Raw genomic sequence first — 19,487 nt, forward strand, 5'->3', positions numbered from 1 at the left:
GCGCGTGCGTGCGGCGCGCCCTGTTGAATGGGGGCGGAGGACGGCGTCACGGGGCCGTGCCCTCCAGCCGCAGGCTCATGACGATCGCGTCCTCGCGCCGGCCGGGCCCCGCGGGGTAGTAGCCCTTGCGCTGGCCCACGCGGCGAAAGCCATGGCGTTCGTAGACCTGCTGGGCGCGCGTATTGCTCACCCGCACCTCCAGCCACAGCCAGCCCGCGCCCTGCGCGCGCGACCACACGCCCAGCGCCGTGAGCATCAGCGCCGCCCAGCCCTGCCGTTGGAAGGCCGGCGCCACGGTGATGTTGAGCAGATGCACCTCGTCCACGCCCTTCATGGCGACGAAGTAGCCGATCAGCGTGTCGGCTTGCGGGCGCGTCGGGGCGCCGTCGGCGCCGAAGCCGGGCGCCTCGGGCGGCGTGGGGCCCACCAGGCACATGCAGTGGTAGCCGGCATGCATCGAGTCGATGAAATTGCCGCGCGTCCACGGATGGGTGTAGGCCTGCTGCTCGATGGGCAGCAGCGCGTCGAGGTGGGTGACGCGCATGGGCTCCAGGCGCGCCTCGGGCAATTGGGGCAGGGCGCTCATGCGGGCGTCGCTCCGATGGTGGCGGCGGCTTTCCTGATCGCCTCGCGCTCGGCCGTGGTCTGGGCGACCTTGTCGCGCACGTACAGCGGCTGGGCCTCCGCGGCGGGCACGGCGCGGCCGGCGGCGAGCATCGCCGGGGCCAGGCGCAGCAGGGCGGTGGCGGTGGGCAGGCAGGCGTGGCGCGGTGCGTCGGCGGGCAGGCGCTCGCCATAGGCCGCGAAGGCATTGCCGGCCAGCAGGAAGCCGGGCGGCACCTGTACCTGCTCCGGCGCCATGAGGCGCGGTGCCTCGCAGTGGCCGGCGGCGGTGTCGCAGGCAGCGGCATAGACCTCGTCCATGCGCGCATCGAGCACCGCCAGCACCTGGGCCGCGCCGGTGGCATGACGGGCCTCCTCGGCCACGGCGTGCAGCGTGTCGATGGGCAGCACGGGAATGTCCGCCCCGTAGCCCAGGCCCTGCGCCACCGCGCAGGCGGTGCGCAGCCCGGTGAAGGCGCCGGGGCCGCGGCCGAAGACGAGGGCCTGCAGCCCGTGGAGCGTCAGGCCGGCCTCGGCCAGCAGCTCGTGGATCAGCGGGATCAGCGCGGCCGAAGCCTGGGCGCCGCCGGCCTGCGTGCGGGCGACCACGCGGTCACCGTGCTGCACGGCCACCGACAGCGTGTCGGTGCTGCAATCGAAGGCGAGGAGTTCAGGCATTGCAACCCTTGGTCGTGGCGCAGGCCGGCACCGCGGCCGATGCAGCCGGCGTCTTGCGCTGCACGCCCAGCAGGATGCCGACGGTCACCAGCGCGAGCCCGGCGAGCAGGCCCGGATGCAGCGGCTCGTCGAGGAAGAACACCGCCGACAGCGCCGACAGGCCCGGCACCAGCGCCGTGATCATGGTGGTGCGCACCGGGCCGAAGTAACCGATCATCTTCGTGAAGGTGATGCCCGAGATCACCACCGAGCCGATGCCCTGGAAGGCCATCTGGAAGGCGATGTCGCCCCAGGGCGCCGTGGGCAGCCGGCTGGGAATGACGCCCGTCCAGGCCAGAATGAAGTAGAGCGGCACATAGGTGAGCAGCGCGAACATGGTGATGGCGATGGTGGCGCGCACCGCGTCCAGCGCATGGCGACGCACGATGACGCCGTAGCACGCCCAGCAGAAGGCGGCGGACATGAAGAGCAGGTCGCCCTTCCACAGGTGGTTGCTGGCGCCGCCCGCCTCGGCGGCACCGAAGGCCTGCAGCAGGCTGCGCCCGCCCACCATCAGGTCGCCCGCGACGATCAGGCCCAGCCCCGCGGCCCGCAGCGGTGTGATGCGGTCGCGCAGCACCACTGCCGCCAGCAATGCCGTCCACAGTGGCAAGCTGCCGGGCATCAGCACCGCGGCATGGCCTGCCGGCGCAAAAAGGAAACCGGAGTACGCAAGGGCCGCATAGAGCACCGCGCCGAAGAAGCCGGCCAATGCGCTCAGCCGCAGCGAGAGCGGGGACAGCCCGAAGAGCGACCCGGCGTTCTTGTCGCCCGCCCGCCGGGCCTGCGCCACCAGCCATGCGCCCCAGGGCGCGAGCACTACGCTGGCGCCGAGGATGCGGGCCAGGCCGATGTCCAACGGCGCCAGCGAGCGGCCGGCCGTGGCGCGGGAGATGACGATAAAGCCCGTCCACACCAGCACGGTGATGACGGCCGAACCGACACCCACCGCCCGGGGAGACAGGCGCAGGAGCGGTCGGTCGGCAGCAGGCATCGGGTGATTATCGAGGGGCCTCATTGCGGCCGCAGCCGCTGGGGCTTGGCCGGGCGTCAGGCGACCGTCACCGTGGCGCCGGCGGCCTGCAGCGCGGCCACCGCGGCCTCGGGCGCATCGGGCGCCACCAGCACGGTGCCCGCAGCGGCCAGGGGCGCGATCACGTAGGGCGATGCGGCGCCCAGCTTTTCGGAGGACGCCATGACCACCGTCTCGGCAGAAGCGGCCATCAGCGCGCGCTTGATCGCGGCCTCTTCCATGTCGGCGGTGGTCAGCCCGGCGCGGGCCTGCACCCCGGTCACGCCCAGGAAGCAGGTATCGGCATGGATACGGGCGATGGCCTCGGTGGCGGCCGCGCCCACCGCCACCACCGAATGCTTGAAGAGCCGGCCGCCGATCAGCACCACCTCCACGCCCGGATGCGCTACCAGCGCCACCGCCACCGACGGGCTGTGCGTCACCACCGTTGCCTGCAGCGTGGCCGGCAGGTGCCGCGCCAGTTGCACGGCCGTGGTGCCGCCATCGACGAACACGACCTGTCCTGGCTGCACCATGGCTGCGGCGGCGCGGCCGATGGCCACCTTCTCCTGCGGGGCCAGGCGCTCGCGGCCGGCGAAGTCGGCCTCGGCCGCCGCCACCGGCAGCGCGCCGCCGTGCACCCGCTGCAGCTTGCCCTGGGCTGCCAGTTCGCGCAGGTCGCGCCGGATGGTGTCTTCCGACAGGCCGAGCGATTCGCCGAAGGCCTTGGCCACCAGCTGGCCGTCGCGGCGGAGGGTGTCGAGGATGAACTGGTGCCGCTGGCGGGTAAGCATGGACGGATGGTAAAGGCGCATGCATGAAGATGCACGAATTTTCTTGATATTGCACGTGCAGGCACCTAGCATCCGTCGCATGACTTCCACAAGCGAACGCGTCCGGGTGCGTGACGTCACCCTGCTTTCCGACAACTGGTACACGCTCAAGACCACGCGTTTCGACTGGCTGCGCCGCGACGGCCGGTGGCAGACCCAGCAGCGCGAGACCTACGACCGCGGCAACGGCGCCGTCCTGCTGGCCTACGACCTCGCGCGCCGCACGGTGCTGCTGGTGCGGCAATTCCGCTACCCGGCCTTTGTCAACGGCCATGACGGCCTGCTCATCGAAGCGGCCGCTGGACTGCTGGACGACGCGGCGCCCGAGGCCCGCATCCGGGCCGAGGCCGAGGAGGAACTGGGCTACCGCCTGGGCGAGGTGCGCAAGGTGTTCGAGGCCTTCATGAGCCCCGGCTCGGTCACCGAGAAGCTGCACTTTTTCGTCGCGCCCTACGACGCCGCCATGCGCATCGGCGACGGCGGCGGCTTGGCCGAAGAGGGCGAGGACATCGAGGTGCTGGAGCTGCCCTTCGACGAGGCGCTGGCCATGGCGGCGGACGGACGCATCGCCGATGCGAAGACCCTCCTGTTGCTGTACCACGCGCAGGTGCACCTGTTCGGCGCAAAGGGCGGTTGAACGGCGGCGCGCAAGCCGGAGCAAGGGCCGGCCCCGCGCACGGTCCATGACGCACCGGCCAGCCGTTCGCCCTGCGCGTCATCGGCGCCAGCCCCTCCGGATAATCCGGGCGCATGTCCATGCGCTGCCCGTCTTCCCGCTCCTTGCTTGTTCGCCCACTGGTGCATGCGGCCGCGTTGGCCGCTTTCGTATGGGCGGGCACGCCCGCTGCGCTGGCCCAGCCGATGCCGACCGCTGCGGGCAGCCCCGTCGCGGCCTCGACTGCGCTCCCACCCGCCGTCGAGGCCGCGCTGGCGCGCGCCAAGGTCCCGCGCGAGTCCGTCACCTTCTTCGTGGCCGACGCCGAGGGCCGGCAGCCGCCGCGCCTGGCGTGGCGGGCACAGGAGCCGGTCAACCCGGCCTCGGTGATGAAGCTGGTCACCACCTATGCCGCGCTCGACCTGCTGGGCCCCGCCTACACCTGGAGCACGCCGGTCTACGCCGACGGCGCGGTGGTCGACGGCACGCTGCAGGGCAACCTGTACCTGCGCGGGCAGGGCGACCCGACGATGGTGGTCGAGCGGCTGTGGCTGCTGCTGCGCCGCGTGCAGGCCCTGGGCATCCGCCGCATCGCCGGCGACGTGGTGGTCGACCGCAGCGCCTTCGATGCCGGCGTCGAAAGTGACCCGGCCGCCTTCGACGGTGAGCCGCTGCGCCCCTACAACGCCTCGCCCGACGCCTTCCTCGTCAACTTCCGCTCGGTCACGCTGGACTTCACGCCCGAGGCCGGTGGCCGCTTCGCCGTCGTCAGCGCCGAACCGCCGCTGGCCGGCGTGAGCTTTCCGGCGCGCGTCCCCTTGGGCACTGGCGAATGCGGCGACTGGCGCACCGCGCTGCAGGCCGACTTTGCCGACCCCACCCAGCCGCGCTTCGCCGGCACTCTGCCGGCCGCCTGCGGGGCGCGCAGCTGGCCCGTGGCCTGGCCCGACCCGCAGCGCTTCGGCCTGCGCGCCATCGGCGGCCTGTGGCAGCAGATGGGCGGCCAGATCGACGGCCAGCTGCGCCTGGGCGCCGTGCCGACGACCGCGCGCCTGCTGTTCGAGGCCGCCTCGCCGCCGCTGGCGCAGGTGGTGCGCGACATCAACAAGTACAGCAACAACGTGATGACCCAGCAGCTCTTCCTGACGCTGGGCCTCACGCAGCGCCAGCGCGGCAGCTTCGACGCCGCGCGGGCGGCCGTGCGGCAATGGTGGACCTCGCGCGTCGGCGGCAGCGAACCGGCGCCGGTGATGGTCAATGGCGCGGGCCTGTCACGCGAGGACCGGCTCACCGCCGCCGGCCTGGCGCGCATGCTGCAGGTGGCCTGGCGCTCGCCGGTCATGCCCGAGCTGATCGCCTCCCTGCCCGTGATGGGCGTGGACGGCACGCTGCGCAACCGTCCGGCGACCACGTCGGCGCACCTCAAGACCGGCAGCCTGCGCGACGTGGCGGCGATTGCCGGCTATGTGGATGGCGCCGGGGGCCGCCGATGGGTGGTCGTCGGCATTGCCAACGATCCGGTGGCGGGTGCCGCGCGGCCGGCGTTCGATGCGTTGGTGGAGTGGGTGGCGCGCGGCACGCCTTGAGGCGACCGACGTAGGCTCAAGCCGCAGCCCGCATCAACCGATCCCGCACCCCTTCCCATTCCGGGCCATCCGGCGGCGTCTCGATCCAGATCAGCTTGGCGCCCTCGTCGTCGAACTGCCTCAGCAGCGCGAACAGTTGGCGCGCCGCCTCGGTGGCGTCGTCGGGCATGCGGCGCAGGATCAGGCGCTGCGAGCGGCTTTTAAGCGGCGTGCGCGACCACACGGCGATGTGCGCGGCCTGCGCGCCCAGCACGTCCAGCGCGGACTGCAGCATGCGGCCGTCCATCAGCCGCACCTTGGCCGTCGGGGCGTAGTGGGACTCCAGCGTGCCGGAGGCGCGCGGGTCGGGCTGGGCCAGCTCGGCCTGGCTGCGCAGGCGCTCGCCGGCCACGCGCTCGATCTGCGCGCGGGTGATGACGCCCGGGCGCAGCAAAACCGGCGCGCCGCGGCTGCAGTCGACGATGGTCGATTCGATGCCGACGGTGCAGGGGCCGCCGTCCACGATCAGCAGCTCGTCGCCGAACTCGCCGGCCACGTGGGCGGCGGTGGTCGGGCTCACGCGGCCGAAGCGGTTGGCGCTGGGGCCGGCCAGGCCAGGCACGCCGTGGCGGGCGCAGGCATGCAGCAGCGCCTGCGCCACCGGGTGGTCGGGGCAGCGCAGGCCGATGGTGTCCTGCCCGCCCGCGGCGGCCGCGCCCACGCCGGGCTGGCGGGTGGCGATCAGCGTCAGCGGACCGGGCCAGAAGGCATCGGCCAGCGCGCGCCCGAAGGCCGGCAGCGGCTGCGCGAAGCGCGACAGCGACTCGGCCTGCCGCAGCCCGTCGGGCAGGTGCACGATCAGCGGATGGTCCGAGGGCCGGCCCTTGGCGCGGAAGATGCCGCGCGTGGCGTCGTCGTTGGCGGCGTCGGCGCCCAGGCCGTAGACCGTCTCGGTGGGAAAGGCCACCAGCTCGCCCGCCCGCAGCGCGAGCGCGGCGCGTTCGATGGCGTGGCTGTCCTGGCCGTCGAGGATCATGGCGGGCTCAGCATGCCGTGCCGTCGGCCAGGCCGAGCAGCGTGGCGGCCTGTGCAGCCGTGGCGCGCACCGCGGTGATGTCGGCGCCGGTGATGTTCAGGTGCCCCATCTTGCGGCCGCGTCGCGCCTCGGTCTTGCCGTAGAGGTGCAGGTGCGTGCCCGGCAGGGCCAGCACCTGGGCCCAGGCCGGGTCGCGCTGCTGGTCGCTGCCCTCGGCGAACCACAGGTCGCCCAGCAGGTTGAGCATGAGGGCTGGGCTGTGCTGGCGCGGTGCCACCAGCGGCAGGCCGGCCAGGGTGCGCACCTGCAGGTCGAACTGCGACACGTCGCAGGCGTCCATGGTGTAGTGGCCGCTGTTGTGCGGGCGCGGCGCCATCTCGTTGGCGACCAGGCTGCCGTCTTCCAGCATGAAGAACTCCACGCACAGCACGCCCACATAGCCGATGCCGTCGGCGATGGCGCGTGCGGCCTCGACGGCACGGGCGGCGACCGCGGGCGGCAGGGCCTGGTCATGCACCTCGGTCACGGCCAGGATGCCGCCGCGGTGCAGGTTGCGCTGGGGCGGAAAGTGCACCGCCTGCCCGTCGTGGCCGCGGGCCACGATGACCGAGCATTCCAGCGCCAGGGGCAGGCGCTTTTCGAGCACGCAGGGCACGCGGCCGGTGGCTTCCCAGGCGGCGGAAAGTTCGGCCAGGGTCTGCACGCCCTGCTGGCCCTTGCCGTCATAGCCCATGCGCGCGGTCTTGAGGATGCCGGGCAGCAGGTCGGCCGAGACGGCGGCCAAGTGGTCGGCGTTCTCGATCACCGCGTAGGGGGCGCAGCCGATGCCGCTGGCGGCACTGCAGCGCACGAAATGCGCCTTCTCGCGGATGCGGTCCTGCGCGATGGCCACGGCATCGGCCGCGGGCGCCACCGGCACGTCGCCGGCCAGCGTGGCCAGGGCCTGGGCCGGCACGTTCTCGAATTCGGTGGTGACGGCATCGGCCAGGCGCGACAGGCGGCCAAGCGCGTCGCTGTCCAGGTAGTCCGCATGCAGGTGGTGATGGCTGATGCGGCCGGCGGGGCTGTCCGGATCGGGGTCGAGCACCACGGTGAAGTAGCCGGTGGCCTGCGCCGCGTGCACGAACATGCGGCCCAACTGGCCGCCGCCCATCACGCCCAGCGTGCTGCCGGGCAGCAGCGGCAGGGCCTTGCGGCTCGGGGCCAGGATCTTGGGGCTCACAGCGCGCCTCCGCCCTGGGGCGAGAACACGGGCGCCGCTGCAGCGGCGGCCGGCGCGCCTTCGGCCGGCGGCGGCAGCGTCATGGCCTCGGCCACGCGGGTCTGGGCGGTGCGGAAGTCGTCCAGCTTCTGGCGCAGGGCCGGGTCGTTCACCGCCAGCATGGCGACGGCGAACAGGGCCGCATTGGCCGCGCCCGCGGTGCCGATGGCGAAGGTGCCGACCGGGATGCCCTTGGGCATCTGCACGATGCTGTAGAGCGAATCGACGCCCTGCAGGTGGCGGCTGGCCACCGGCACGCCCAGCACCGGCACCGTGGTCTTGGCGGCCAGCATGCCGGGCAGGTGAGCGGCGCCGCCGGCCCCCGCGATGATGGCGGTCAGCCCGCGCGAAGCGGCGCTTTCGGCATAGGCGAACAGCGCGTCCGGCATGCGGTGCGCCGAGACGACGCGTGTTTCGTGGGCAATGCCGAATTGCTGGAGAATCTCGGCCGCATGGCGCATCGTCTCCCAGTCGGAGTTCGAGCCCATGACCACGCCGACCTGGATGGTTTCACTCATCTTTCAATTTTACGTTTCGGTCCCACCTGGAACGGGAATCTGAATCGGCCGGGCGCCCGGCCATCCCCCAACGACGCAGCCTCACCCATGATCGACATCACCCTCGACAACTTCCAGACCGAACTGGTCGAAGCCTCGCTTGCCACGCCGGTGCTGCTGGACATCTGGGCCGAATGGTGCGGCCCCTGCAAGCAGCTGGGCCCGGTGCTGGAGAAGCTGGAGGTCGAATACGGCGGCCGCTTCATCCTGGCCAAGCTCGACGCCGACAAGGTGCCGCAGATCTCCACCCAGCTGTCGCAGATGTTTGGCGTGCGCAGCATTCCCTTCTGCGTGATGTTCTCGGGCGGCCAACCGGTAGACGGCTTCGTCGGCGCGCTGCCGGCAGACAAGATCCGCGAGTTCCTCGACAAGCACGTGCCCGGCGCCGACGAGCTGGCCGCGCAGCAGGAGGAAGAGGCCGCGCAGGAAGCCCTGGCCGAAGGCGACACCGACAGCGCGCTCGAGAAGCTGCAGCATGCCGTGGCCACCGACCCGTCCAACGACGACGCCCGCTTCGACTACATCAAGCTGCTGCTGCAGCTGGGCCGCACGGACGATGCCAAGGTGGCCTTCGCGCCGGTGATCGACCGTCGCGCGCTGGTGCGCCGCTTCGACTCGCTGCAGCGCTGGATGGATGCGCTGGACGCCGCCGAAGGCGCCGACATCGCCGCGCTGGATGCGCGCATTGCCGCCAACCGCCGCGACTTCGACGCCCGCTTCGCCCGCGCCCAGGCGCTGGTGGCGCAGCAGCAATGGACCGAGGCCATGGACGAGCTGCTCGAGATCCTCATGCGCGACAAGGGCTGGAACGAGGAACTGGCCCGCAAGACCTACATCGCCATCCTCGACGTGATCGAGCCGCCCAAGCCCAAGGTGGCCGAAGGCCAGATCCCGCCGGACGATCCGGTGGTGGCGACCTACCGCCGCCGGCTGTCGAGCGTGGTCCTGAGCTGATTACGCGTTCCGCCCGCCCATGAAAAAGCGCCTCGATGTCGAGGCGCTTTTTTCTTTGCCCCCGCGCAGGCGGGCGGGCGCGACTCAGCCCAGCGCCGTGCGCAGGCGGTCACCCGCATAGGCCATCGCATCGCGCGCCTTCTGCAGCACGGCCGCGCCGCCGAAGAATTCATGCGCCACGCCCTCGTACTCGCGGCGTTCGACCGGCACGCCGGCATCGCGAAGCGCATCTTCCAGCTTGGCGCCGTCGCTGCGCAGCGGGTCCAGGCGCGCGTTGATCACTGTCACCGGCGGCAGGCCAGCCAGCTCGGCGTCGATCAGCAAGAGGCGCGTGTCCTTGAGGTCGTCTTCCGAATTGACGAGGTGGTCCACGAACCACTTCACCATCGCGCGATTCAGCGGCTTGGCGATGGCATTCTCGAGGTACGACTCGGTGTTGAGGCTGGTCTGCGCCACCGGGTAGACCGACAGCACATGGCGCGGCGCCGGCAGGCCGGCATCGCGCACGGCGACGGCCGTGGCCACCGCCAGATTGCCGCCGGCACTCTCGCCGGCCAGGGCCACGCGCACCGGGTCGCCGCCCAGCGAGGCGGCGTTCTGGCTCAGCCAGCGGTAGGCGGCCAGTGCGTCGTCCCAGGCGGCGGGAAAGCGGTGCTCCGGTGCCTGGCGGTAGTCGACCGACACCACGATGGCATTCGCCGCCTTGGCCAGTCCGCGGGCACCGGCGTCATACACGTCCTTGTCGGCGATGACCCAGCCGCCGCCGTGGAAGTACAGGATGACCGGGAAGGGACCGCCGCCCTGGGGCGTGTAGACATTGGCCGGCAGCGCACCGACGGCGCCATCGACCGTGATGGTCGTCATCGTGACGCCGGGCACCAGCACCTCGGGGTCGGTGGATTCGCCGCGCTTTTGCAGCAGGGCGATGACGGCATCCTTGGCGGTCGGCTGCTGGCGGGCTTCGGCCACTTCCAGCTTCTCGATGGCCTTGGGGTTCAGCGACTCGTGCGCCTTGGCCAGTTCGAGCTGGTCGTCATCGGCGCGCAGGGCGGCGATGGCGTTGGAGGCAGCGTTGAGGATGGGGTTGGGCTCGCCATGGCTCATGGGCGGGATTCCTTGTGGTGTGTGCGGCAGGGCCGCGGCGCGATGGCTGCGGGACTGCTGCATACCTTCACCGCGTGGGGCCGGAAGCCGCGTGCGCGGCCAGGACTGTGCGACGTAGGCGGGGGCTCTCGTCGCTGGTGGGCGTCTTGCCCTCAGGGCGTGAAGGACAGGCCGCGCAGTCCGTGGCTGCGGGTGTGTGCCTCGTGCGCCGTCGCGTGCGCGATCGAGGCCCTGACGCAGAGAGCTCCTTGGAAACGGCGGCAGGCCGCGCCTCAGGTGCCCTGCACGTAGGGATTGCTTTGGCGCTCGCGGCCGAAGCTGCTTTCCGGCCCGTGGCCGGGGATGAACACCGTCTCGTCGCCCATGGGCCACAGCCGCTGCACGATGCTGTCGATCAGCTGCGGATGGCTGCCGCCCGGAAAGTCGGTGCGGCCGATGCTGCCGGCAAATAGCACATCGCCCACGAAGGCCCGCTGCGCGCTGGCCGAATGGAAGACCACATGGCCCGGCGTGTGGCCCGGGCAGTGCCGCACCGTGAGCGTCTCCTCGCCCAGTGTCACCGTGTCGCCGTCGGCCAGCCAGCGCGTCGGCGTGAAGGCGCGCGCGGGCGGAAAGCCGAACATCGCGCTCTGCTGCGGCAGCCCGTCGATCCAGAACTGGTCGCCGGGGTGCGGCCCCACGATGGGCAGGCCCAGGCGCTCGGCCAGTTCGCCGGTGCCGCCGGCATGGTCGATGTGCGCATGGGTGAGCCACAGCTGTTCCAGCGCCAGACCGCGCGACTCGGCCGCGGCGACCAGCCGGTCGATCTCGCCGCCCGGGTCGATCAGCGCGGCCTTGTTCGTCGCGTCGCACCAGACGAGCGAGCAGTTCTGCTGGAAGGGCGTGACGGGGAGGATCTGGTAGCGCAGCATGGCGAAGGCGGTCGTGGGTCGGAGCCGGCGATTGTCGCGACCGCCATGCCCCGACGGCAGCGGCACACCGCCCGCCTGCGTCTCAGCCCGCGCGTGCGCCCATGACGCGGCAGCAGGCCGTGGCCCGCGCCACCTCGGTGCCGGCCTGCGCGAGCACCGCCTCCACGTAGCAGATGCTGCGTCCGCCGCCCACGATGGCCGAGCGGCCCTGCAGCCGGCCGGGCCGGGCCGGCGCGAGGAAGCTCAGGTTCAGCGTCAGCGTGACGACGCCGCCGCCTTCGCCCGCACGGGCGTCGACCACGGCGGCGCACAGGTCGTCCAGCATGGCGGCGAGCATGCCGCCCTGCACCGTGCCCGCGGGGTTGAGGAAGGCGGCGGTCGCCTCGTACTCGGCGGCCAGCGTGCCGGCCGTGGTGTCGAGGGCGAGCAGGCGGGCGCCGAGCAGGGTGGCGATGGGGGGTTCAGGACGTCCGGGCAGCATGCGGATCTTGTGTTGGATTGGACAGCGCCGCCCTCACTCGTCCCGGATGCCGTTGCGCAGCACGCCGATGGCGTCGACCTCGATCTCGCACACGTCGCCCGGCTTCATGAACACGGGCGGGGTGCGCTTGTTGCCCACGCCGCCGGGCGTGCCGGTGACGATCACGTCGCCCGGCTCCAGCGGGATGAAGGTGGAGATGTAGGCGATCTGGCGCGGGATGCTGTGCACCATCATGTCGGTGGTGGCGCGCTGCATCTCCTGGCCATTGAGGCGGGTGACCAGCGTCATCTTCTGGTCGGGCGCGATCTCGTCGGCCGTCACCATCCATGGACCGAAGGCGCCGGTCTTCCAGAAGTTCTTGCCCGGTGCCCACTGCGAGGTGTGCACCTGCCAGTCGCGCACGCTGCCGTCGTTGTAGCAGCTGTAGCCGGCGATGTGCGACCACGAGTCCGCCTCGCTGATGTGGCGCCCGCCCTTGCCGATGACGATGGCGATCTCGCCTTCGTAGTCCAGCCGCTCGGAGGCCTGGGGGCGCACGATGTCCTCGCCATGGGCCAGCTGCGAGTCGGCCACGCGCAGGAAGATCACCGGCTTCTCGGTCTCGGTCTTGCCGGTCTCGCGGATGTGCTCGCCGTAGTTCAGGCCGATGCAGAAGATCTTGCCGGGGTTGGGGATCACCGGCAGCAGCGTCACCTCGGACAGCGGCAGCGTGGCGCGGGCGGCCTCGACATGCGCGGCGGCCTGAGGTGCCAGCCCGGCGGCGATGAAGGCCTTGAGGTCCGGCGCCTGTGCGCCGAACACTGCGCGCAGGTCGACCACGCGGTCGCCGACGATGGCGCCATAGCCGTCCTGGCCGTTGTACTGGTAGCTGATGAGTCTCATGGGGATTCCTTGGGAAGGGGAGGGAGGGTGGTGCTAGGCCAGCCGACCTCCGATCCGCGTCGCGGCCTCGGTGATCAGACGGACCATCTTTTCAAGGTCGACGATCGCCAGGCGCGAGGTATCGAACACGAGGGAGATGGCGGCCCAGGCGCCGCCATCCGACTTGAGAACGGGCGCGGCCACGGCCGCCAGCTGGGGCTCCAGCTCGCCCTTGGAGACATAGTGGCCCGCCTTGCGGATGGCCGCGAAGTGGCGCCGGAACTCGGCCCAGTCGCCCGGCAGGCCGCAGCGCATAGCCTCGTCGCGGCGCGCGTCGAACAGCTTCCTGAGCGGCGCCGTGCCCAGCGTAGAGAGCAGCACCTTGGGCGCCGCGCCCTGGAACAGCGGCCGCGGCCGGCCGCGCGTGTAGGCCAGCGTGGCGGGCGCGCCGCCCATCTCGCGGTGCGTGTCCAGCACCTGCTGGCCGAAGGCCTCGGTCACCACGCAGTCGAAGCCGGTGGCATCGACCAGCTCGCGCAGCACCGGCAGGCCCACCTTGAGCACCGGATCGGCGCGGCGGATGTAGTGGTCCAGCAGGATGATGCGCGGGCCCAGCGCGTAGTGCGAGTCCTCCACGCGCTGCAGCAAACCCACCTGCAGCAGCTGGCGCACGTAGCGGTAGCTGGTGGGCAGCGAGACCTCCAGCGCCTTCGCGATGTCCTCCGCCGTGCGGGTGATGTGGTGGTCGTCGAAGAGGTCGAGCACGCCCAGCATGCGTTCCAGGCTGGACGAGGGCGAAGGTTCGGACAAGGTGGGGCCCCGGGGTGTGGGTCGTCATGGCGCCACCGGGAGGTACTGGGAGATGCGGTCCAGCTCGGAGCCCGTGCGCGCCACGCCGACGATGTAGCGGTCGGGCCGTAGTATCACGGCGCCCGCTTCGTGGCTGCGCAGCCAGTCCGCCAGCGGCGGGTCGGGCTCGTCGATGACCAGGGCCTGGCTGCGGGCCCAGCGCTCGGCGGTGCCGGGCGCCGCGGCGGCCAGCAGGTCGCGCCGGCCGATCACCGCGCTGCGGCGGCCCAGCAACTCGTCGAGCAACCGGCCGTCGGCCAGCCGCGGCTGGGGAAAGGGCCGGCCCGCCAGGTCCTGCTGCAGGATGTCGAAGGCGCCTGCGCCCAGCAGCTGCGGCGGCAACTCGAAGACTTCGGGCGCGCCGGTCGCGAAGCGCGCATCGCGCTCGGCCGCCGCGGCCGGGTCGGTGGTCTGGATGATGTCGCCCAGGCGCACGGCCAGCTCGATCAGGGCGCGCACATGCGGCTTGCGCTCGGATTCGTAGGTGTCCAGCAGCGCCTCCGGCGCGCGGCCGGTCAGCACCGCGTCCAGCTTCCAGGCCAGGTTGGACGCATCGCGGATGCCCGCGCACATGCCCTGGCCCAGGAAGGGCGGCGTCTGGTGGCAGGCATCGCCCGCCAGCAGCAGCCGGCCCTGGCGCCAGCCGTCGGCGATCACCGAATGGAAGGTGTAGATGGCGGCGCGCTCCAGCCGGGCCTGATCGGGCCGTACCCACGGCGCGACCAGCTTCCACAGGTTGTCGGGTTGCACCATGGCCTCGCGGTCGTCGCCGGGCAGCACCATGATCTCCCAGCGACGGCGGTGGCCCACCACGTTGCAGTAGGTCATGGGCCGGCGCGGGTCGCAGTGCTGCACGGTGTGCGGCGGCAGGTCCACCGGTTCGGTCAGCACCACGTCGAACACCAGCCAGGGCTGGCGCAGGCCCAGGTCCACCATCGGGCTGCCCATGTGCTGGCGCACCGGCGAGCGGGCGCCGTCGCAGCCCACCACCCAGCGGGCGCGGGCCTCGAAGCTGCCGCCGTCCTGGCCCTGGCGGCCGTGCAGCGTGGCGCCTTCGCCGTCCATGTCGATGGCGGTGAGGGTGGTCTCCAGCCGCACATGCACGTTGGGAAAGCGCGCCAGGCCTTCGCGCAGCACGGCCTCCAGCTCGGGCTGGTGGAAGTAGTAGTTGTTGGCGCCGCCGTGCGGGCCCAGCGCCGCGGTGCCGCCGCGGATCAGCAGCGTCTGGCCCGCCGCATTGACGAAGTGCATGCCCTGCGTGCCGGGCCTGGAGATGGCCAGCACCTGCTGGCGCAGGCCCGCCGCCTGGAAGATGCGCAGCACCTCGCCGTCGTAGTGGATGGCGCGCGGCAGGGGAAAGATGTCGCGTTCCTTTTCGACCACCAGCACCGAGCGGCCGGCGGCGCCCAGCAGGTTGGCCAGCGTGGCGCCCGTGGGGCCCAGCCCCACGATGGCCACGTCGTAGACGGGCGCCGGCTCAGCCATGCTGGTCTTCCTGCATGCGGCGGGCGACGTCGGCCTGCCATTGCGCCCGGCTCATGAATCGGGGGAAGCGCTTCGCGATGGCCTCGGCCTGCGCCAGGATGGCCTCGTCGCTCTGGGTGAGGTCGATGGGCTCGCGCAGCGGCTGCTCGCAGTACCAGGGCGTGTCCATGAACAGCTCCAGCCGGTTGCCCTCCGGATCGCGGCAGTAGACCGAGACGGCATTGCCGTGCGTCACCGGCAGCATCTCGCTCGCGCCCTCGGCCAGCAGCCGGTCATGGAAGGCGCGCAGCGTTGCCACGTCGGGCACGCGGAAGGACAACTGGTTGACCACGTTGAAGGCCATGTCCGCCGGCCGGCCGGTGGCCAGCACCAGCTGGTGGTGCTCGCTGGGATCGCGGCTCAGGAAGACCAGCTGCACCGGGCCCAGGTCGCCCGCGTCGGTCTGGGTGAAGCGCAGGGCGCGCTTGTAGAAGCCGGCCATGCGGGCCAGGTCGGTGACGTACAGGCCGATGTGGCTGAACTGCAGCTGCAGGGGTGTTCGAGGGGTCAACTTTGTCTCCGGGCGAGAACGGATGGCCGGGCAGGACATCCGATGGGCTGAATAGTATTGTGATTATCGTATTTTGACAATAAACAATGTCTTCGTATGATCCGGCACCGTGCAATCGGCACGCGTTCGCAAACGGAGACATTCATGACCATCCTCAAGAGGCTCGCCGCCAGCGCGGCCGCCCTCCCGCTCGTGGCGGCCTTCGCCCTGGCGCCCACCGGCGCGGGCGCCCAGCCCGACTACCCCACCAAGCCGGTGCGCATCATTGCCCCCTTCCCCGCGGGCAGCGGCCCCGACGCCAACGCCCGCGAGCTGGCCGCAGAGCTCACGAAGATCCTGGGCCAGTCCTTCTATGTGGAGAACCGGCCGGGCGCCTCCAACATCATTGGCACCGAGGTGGCGGCCAAGGCCGCCAACGACGGCTACTCGCTCTACATCGGCACCACCAGCTCGCTGTCGGTCGTGCCGCACCTCTACGGCAAGCTGCCCTTCAATGCCGAGCGCGACTTCGCGCCCATCAGCCTGCTGGGCGTGCTCAACACGGGGTTGATCGCCACGCCCTCGGTGCCGGCCAAGGACGCGCGCGAGCTGGTCGCCCAGCTCAAGGCCAAGCCCGATTCGGTCACCGTGGCCACGCAGGGCATCGGCAGCTATTCGCACCTGTCGGCGGTGTGGTTCAACAGCGTGGCGGGCGTGAAGTCGAACCTGGTGCCCTACAACAGCAACAGCCCCTACGCGGACCTGCTGGCCGGGCAGATCCAGCTGATGTTCGACGGCCTGCCCGCGGCGGCCACCAACGTGCAGGCGGGCAAGCTCAAGCTGCTGGCCATCACCGGCCGCGAGCGGCATCCGAGCTTTCCCAACGTGCCCACCTTCGCCGAGCAGGGCCTGCCCGACTACACGCCCATCGCCTGGCAGGGCCTGCTGGCACCGGCCGGCACCGCGCCCGCGATCCTGGAGAAGCTCAGCGCCGCCATGGGCAAGGTCTGCCAGTCGCCCGAGCTGGCCAAGAAGTGGCGCGATTACGGCGGCGAGCTGCGCTGCAACACGCCCGCCGAGTTCACCGCCTTCATCCAGGCCGACCGCGCGATGTGGGGCAAGGTGATCCGCGCGGCAGGCGTCAAACTGGACTGAAGGTAATGGATGCCACGACCCCCGCCGGGGCGGATCTGCGCGCCGACGGCCTCGTCATCAGCGTGCCGGGTGGCCCCGAGGTGCTGCGCTGGACGCCCGGCCTGGTCCTGCCCGTGCCGGCGCCCGACGAGGTGCTGATCGACGTGGCCTGGGCCGGCGTCAACCGGCACGACTGCAACCAGCGCCGCCGCGGCCCCACGCCCGCGCACAGCGACGTGCCGGGCCTCGAGGTGAGCGGCACCGTGCGCTGGGCCGGTGCACGGGCCGGCCACCTGCGCGTGGGCGACGCGGTGTGCGCCCTGGTCGATGGGGGCGGCTATGCCACGCGGGTGGTGGCGCCCGCCGCGCTCACCTTCGCCGTGCCCGCGGGCCTGGGCCTGCGCGAGGCGGCGGCGCTGCCCGAGGCGCTGTTCACCGTCTGGCACAACTTCTTCGGCGTCGCGGCGCTGGGGCCGGGCGAGGCGGTGTTGATCCATGGCGGCACCAGCGGCGTCGGCAGCCTGGCCCTCCAGCTGCTGGGTGCGCTGGGTCACCGCGTGGCCGTCACCTGCGGCAGCGCGGCCAAGGTGGCCGAGGCACGGACCCTGGGCGCCGCGGCGGCATTCGACTACCGCACGCAGGACTGGGTGCAGGCCGCGCTGGACTGGACCGACGGGCGCGGTGTGGACGTGGTGCTGGACATGGCCGGCGCTGCCCACGCCGCCCGCAACGTGCAGGTGCTGGCGCGACGCGGCCGGCTGGTGCACCTGTCGCCCGGCGACGGCGCCGACTTCGTGGCGCCGCTGCGGCCCATCCTGGCCAAGGAACTGCGCATCACCGGCTCGTTGCTGCGCCCGCTGCCGCTGGCCGAGAAGGCGCTGATCGCCGAGCGCCTGCGCGCCGTGGCCCTGCCGCTCGTGGCGGCCGGCCACGTTCGGCCCTGGGTGAGCGAGGTCTTCCCGCTCGCCGAGGCCGCGCAGGCCCATGCCCGCCTCGAATCGGGGCAGGCCATGGGCAAGCTGATGCTGGAGGTGACCCGGGCCTGAAGGGTGGACGACGTGCCCGGACGCCCGCCCAACGGGCGATCCGGGTGGCACGCTGCTTGCATCACATCATGTATCCAAGAATGGATGCCTGAACATGGTGCACGAAGCCTCTTCCCCCGACGCCCTGACCCGCCCCTTTGCGGCTGCTGGTTCCGCCCAGGTGCCCGCGCCGCAGCCGGCCCCCGATGGCCGGCCCGAGGCGGCCTGGATCAGCCGCCCCGCCATGCCCATCGCCGGTGCGGCCACCGGCCCGCTGGCCGGCCTGCGCTTTGCGGTCAAGGACAACATCGACGTCACCGGCCTGCCCACCACCGCCGCCTGCCCGGCCTTCGCCTATGCGCCCGAAGCGCACGCCACCGTGGTGCAGCGCCTGCTCGCAGCCGGTGCGTCGGTGGCGGGCAAGACCAACCTCGACCAGTTCGCCTGCGGGCTCAACGGCAGCCGCTCGCCCTACGGCGCGGTGCCCAATAGCTTCGATGCGCGCTACGTGTCGGGCGGTTCCAGCTCGGGTTCGGCCTATGCGGTGGCCACCGGGCAGGTGGACTTCTCGCTCGGCACCGACACCGCCGGCTCCGGCCGCGTGCCGGCGGGGCTGAACAACATCGTGGGCCTCAAGCCCAGCAAGGGGCTCATCAGCGCCAAGGGCGTGGTGCCGGCGGCGCAGAGCGTCGACTGCGTCTCCATCTTCGCGCCCACCGTGGCGCTGGCCGCGCGGGTGCTGGCCTGCGCCATGGGGCCGGACGCGGGCGATCCGTACTCGCGCCGACTCGAGCTCGCGCGCACGCCGCTGCCGGCGCGCTTTCGCTTCGGCGTGCCGCAGCCGCTGGAATTCCACGGCGACGCGCTGGCCGCTGCCGCCTTCGAGCGGGCCATCGCGCAGCTGCGTGAGCTGGGCGGCGAGCCGGTGCCGGTCGACTACGCCCCGCTGGCCCGCGCCGCCGGCCTGCTCTACGACAGTGCGCTGGTGGCCGAGCGCTATGCCGCCGTGCGGCCTTTCTTCGACGCGCACGAAGCCGAGGTGATCGAGCCCGTGCGCGGCATCCTGGCGCGCGGCCGCAGCTTCGATGCGGCCGACCTCGTCGATGCCCAGACGCAGCTGCAGGCGCTCGGGCAGCAGGCCGCCGCCATGTGGGCCGGCATTGACGTGCTGCTGGTGCCCACCGCGCCCACGCACTGCACGCTGGACGCCATGCGCGCCGAGCCGGTGCGGCGCAACAGCGAACTGGGCCACTACACCAACTTCGTCAACCTGCTGGACTATGCGGCCCTGTCGGTGCCGGCCAGCCTGCGGCCCGACGGCCTGCCCTTCGGCGTGACCTTCATCGGGCCCTGCGGCAGCGACTTCCGCCTGGCCGAGCTGGGCCAGCGCTTCCACCATGCCACCGGCCTGCCGATGGGCGCCACCGGCGGGCCGCTGCCCGCGCCCGAGCCGCCGGTCTGGCCGCCGCTGGCCGAGGGCGAAGCCATGCCCATCGCCGTGGTCGGCGCCCACCTCACGGGCATGCCGCTCAACCACCAGCTCATCGCACGCGGGGCCGCGTTGGTCGAGGCCACCACCACCGCAGCGCACTACCGCCTGTATGCGCTGCCGGGCACCACACCGCCCAAGCCGGGCCTTCAGCGCGAGCCCGGCAACGGCGTGCCCATCGCACTGGAGGTGTGGAACGTACCGCGCGCCGAAGTCGGCGCCTTCCTGGCGCAGATCCCGCCGCCGCTGGGCCTGGGCAGCGTCGAGCTGGCCGACGGCCGCTGGGTGCACAGCTTCATCTGCGAGGCCCATGCGCTGCAGGGCGCCGAGGACGTCAGCGCGCATGGCGGCTGGCGGGCCTACATCGCCTCGCGCAGCGCCTGAGCCCGCTGCGGCCCCGGCACCGTCCTTCTCATTCCGTCCTTC

At 72.0% G+C, this 19,487-nt stretch carries 20 protein-coding genes; 6 read left to right on the plus strand and 14 right to left on the minus strand.

Annotation, left to right across the window (positions count from 1 at the left end; all coding sequences use genetic code 11):
• Positions 1–46: 46 nt before the first annotated feature.
• From BXA03_RS07180 to BXA03_RS07195, 4 genes are read right to left on the minus strand one after another with little or no spacing between them, the layout of a single operon-like run.
• Positions 47–586 (minus strand): GNAT family N-acetyltransferase, encoded by a 540-nt coding sequence (locus BXA03_RS07180; protein ID WP_076505516.1) that lies wholly within the window; start codon positions 584–586, stop codon positions 47–49.
• On the minus strand, positions 583–1,281 hold the full coding sequence (tsaB, locus tag BXA03_RS07185) for a tRNA (adenosine(37)-N6)-threonylcarbamoyltransferase complex dimerization subunit type 1 TsaB (RefSeq protein WP_076505518.1): 699 nt from the start codon (positions 1,279–1,281) through the stop codon (positions 583–585). The genes BXA03_RS07180 and tsaB overlap by 4 nt, the downstream gene beginning before the upstream one ends.
• The gene (locus BXA03_RS07190; protein ID WP_076505520.1) at positions 1,274–2,314 is read right to left on the minus strand and encodes a DMT family transporter; all 1,041 of its coding nucleotides are present in this window, start codon (positions 2,312–2,314) and stop codon (positions 1,274–1,276) included. The genes tsaB and BXA03_RS07190 overlap by 8 nt, the downstream gene beginning before the upstream one ends.
• Before the next feature lie 56 nt (positions 2,315–2,370).
• A complete protein-coding gene (locus BXA03_RS07195; protein ID WP_076505800.1) occupies positions 2,371–3,126 on the minus strand; it encodes a DeoR/GlpR family DNA-binding transcription regulator in 756 nt (251 codons plus the stop codon).
• A 79-nt stretch (positions 3,127–3,205) separates the two neighbouring features.
• Here BXA03_RS07195 and BXA03_RS07200 point away from each other — a divergent pair, with 79 nt between their 5' ends.
• The gene (locus BXA03_RS07200; RefSeq protein ID WP_076505522.1) at positions 3,206–3,802 is read left to right on the plus strand and encodes an NUDIX hydrolase; all 597 of its coding nucleotides are present in this window, start codon (positions 3,206–3,208) and stop codon (positions 3,800–3,802) included.
• Between the two features lie 224 nt (positions 3,803–4,026).
• The gene (gene dacB, locus BXA03_RS07205) at positions 4,027–5,406 is read left to right on the plus strand and encodes a D-alanyl-D-alanine carboxypeptidase/D-alanyl-D-alanine endopeptidase (protein WP_076505803.1); all 1,380 of its coding nucleotides are present in this window, start codon (positions 4,027–4,029) and stop codon (positions 5,404–5,406) included.
• 16 nt (positions 5,407–5,422) lie between these two features.
• Here the strand turns inward: dacB and BXA03_RS07210 are convergent, their stop codons facing one another.
• The 3 genes from BXA03_RS07210 to purE are packed head-to-tail and all read right to left on the minus strand — an operon-like array spanning position 5,423 to position 8,200.
• On the minus strand, positions 5,423–6,421 hold the full coding sequence (locus BXA03_RS07210; RefSeq protein WP_076505524.1) for an L-threonylcarbamoyladenylate synthase: 999 nt from the start codon (positions 6,419–6,421) through the stop codon (positions 5,423–5,425).
• Positions 6,422–6,428: 7 nt separating this feature from the next.
• On the minus strand, positions 6,429–7,643 hold the full coding sequence (locus BXA03_RS07215) for a 5-(carboxyamino)imidazole ribonucleotide synthase (protein ID WP_255377173.1): 1,215 nt from the start codon (positions 7,641–7,643) through the stop codon (positions 6,429–6,431).
• Positions 7,640–8,200: a 5-(carboxyamino)imidazole ribonucleotide mutase gene (purE, locus tag BXA03_RS07220; protein WP_076505526.1), complete on the minus strand. Its 561-nt coding sequence runs from the start codon at positions 8,198–8,200 to the stop codon at positions 7,640–7,642. Before purE ends, BXA03_RS07215 begins: the two co-directional genes overlap by 4 nt.
• A gap of 87 nt (positions 8,201–8,287) precedes the next feature.
• Between purE and BXA03_RS07225 the strand changes: the two genes are divergently transcribed.
• Positions 8,288–9,193 (plus strand): tetratricopeptide repeat protein, encoded by a 906-nt coding sequence (locus BXA03_RS07225; RefSeq protein WP_076505528.1) that lies wholly within the window; start codon positions 8,288–8,290, stop codon positions 9,191–9,193.
• 84 nt (positions 9,194–9,277) lie between these two features.
• Here the strand turns inward: BXA03_RS07225 and BXA03_RS07230 are convergent, their stop codons facing one another.
• The 7 genes from BXA03_RS07230 to BXA03_RS07260 all read right to left on the minus strand — a co-directional run bounded on the left by BXA03_RS07230 (position 9,278) and on the right by BXA03_RS07260 (position 15,434).
• A complete protein-coding gene (locus tag BXA03_RS07230) occupies positions 9,278–10,297 on the minus strand; it encodes an alpha/beta hydrolase (RefSeq protein WP_076505530.1) in 1,020 nt (339 codons plus the stop codon).
• A 272-nt stretch (positions 10,298–10,569) separates the two neighbouring features.
• A complete protein-coding gene (locus BXA03_RS07235) occupies positions 10,570–11,208 on the minus strand; it encodes an MBL fold metallo-hydrolase (RefSeq protein WP_076505808.1) in 639 nt (212 codons plus the stop codon).
• Between the two features lie 82 nt (positions 11,209–11,290).
• Positions 11,291–11,689: a PaaI family thioesterase gene (locus BXA03_RS07240; protein ID WP_076505532.1), complete on the minus strand. Its 399-nt coding sequence runs from the start codon at positions 11,687–11,689 to the stop codon at positions 11,291–11,293.
• A gap of 33 nt (positions 11,690–11,722) precedes the next feature.
• Complete coding sequence (locus BXA03_RS07245; RefSeq protein WP_076505534.1) at positions 11,723–12,571, minus strand: fumarylacetoacetate hydrolase family protein; 849 nt, start codon at positions 12,569–12,571, stop codon at positions 11,723–11,725.
• Positions 12,572–12,604: 33 nt separating this feature from the next.
• A complete protein-coding gene (locus BXA03_RS07250; protein WP_234983622.1) occupies positions 12,605–13,360 on the minus strand; it encodes an IclR family transcriptional regulator in 756 nt (251 codons plus the stop codon).
• Between the two features lie 24 nt (positions 13,361–13,384).
• The gene (locus BXA03_RS07255) at positions 13,385–14,884 is read right to left on the minus strand and encodes a bifunctional 3-(3-hydroxy-phenyl)propionate/3-hydroxycinnamic acid hydroxylase MhpA (protein ID WP_076505538.1); all 1,500 of its coding nucleotides are present in this window, start codon (positions 14,882–14,884) and stop codon (positions 13,385–13,387) included.
• On the minus strand, positions 14,877–15,434 hold the full coding sequence (locus BXA03_RS07260; RefSeq protein WP_076505541.1) for a VOC family protein: 558 nt from the start codon (positions 15,432–15,434) through the stop codon (positions 14,877–14,879). The genes BXA03_RS07255 and BXA03_RS07260 overlap by 8 nt, the downstream gene beginning before the upstream one ends.
• 144 nt (positions 15,435–15,578) lie before the next feature.
• Here BXA03_RS07260 and BXA03_RS07265 point away from each other — a divergent pair, with 144 nt between their 5' ends.
• The 3 genes from BXA03_RS07265 (at position 15,579) to atzF (ending at position 19,445) form a co-directional block, all read left to right on the plus strand.
• The gene (locus tag BXA03_RS07265; protein ID WP_076505543.1) at positions 15,579–16,568 is read left to right on the plus strand and encodes a Bug family tripartite tricarboxylate transporter substrate binding protein; all 990 of its coding nucleotides are present in this window, start codon (positions 15,579–15,581) and stop codon (positions 16,566–16,568) included.
• Between the two features lie 5 nt (positions 16,569–16,573).
• Positions 16,574–17,593 carry an NAD(P)H-quinone oxidoreductase gene (locus tag BXA03_RS07270; protein WP_076505544.1) on the plus strand — a complete coding sequence of 340 codons (1,020 nt, stop codon included), beginning with the start codon at positions 16,574–16,576 and terminating at the stop codon, positions 17,591–17,593.
• Positions 17,594–17,816: 223 nt separating this feature from the next.
• The gene (gene atzF, locus BXA03_RS07275) at positions 17,817–19,445 is read left to right on the plus strand and encodes an allophanate hydrolase (RefSeq protein WP_076505810.1); all 1,629 of its coding nucleotides are present in this window, start codon (positions 17,817–17,819) and stop codon (positions 19,443–19,445) included.
• The last annotated feature ends 42 nt before the right edge of the window (positions 19,446–19,487 follow it).

The organism is Pseudacidovorax sp. RU35E (assembly GCF_900156165.1).
In the GTDB taxonomy this organism is placed as follows: Bacteria; Pseudomonadota; Gammaproteobacteria; order Burkholderiales; family Burkholderiaceae_C; genus Xenophilus.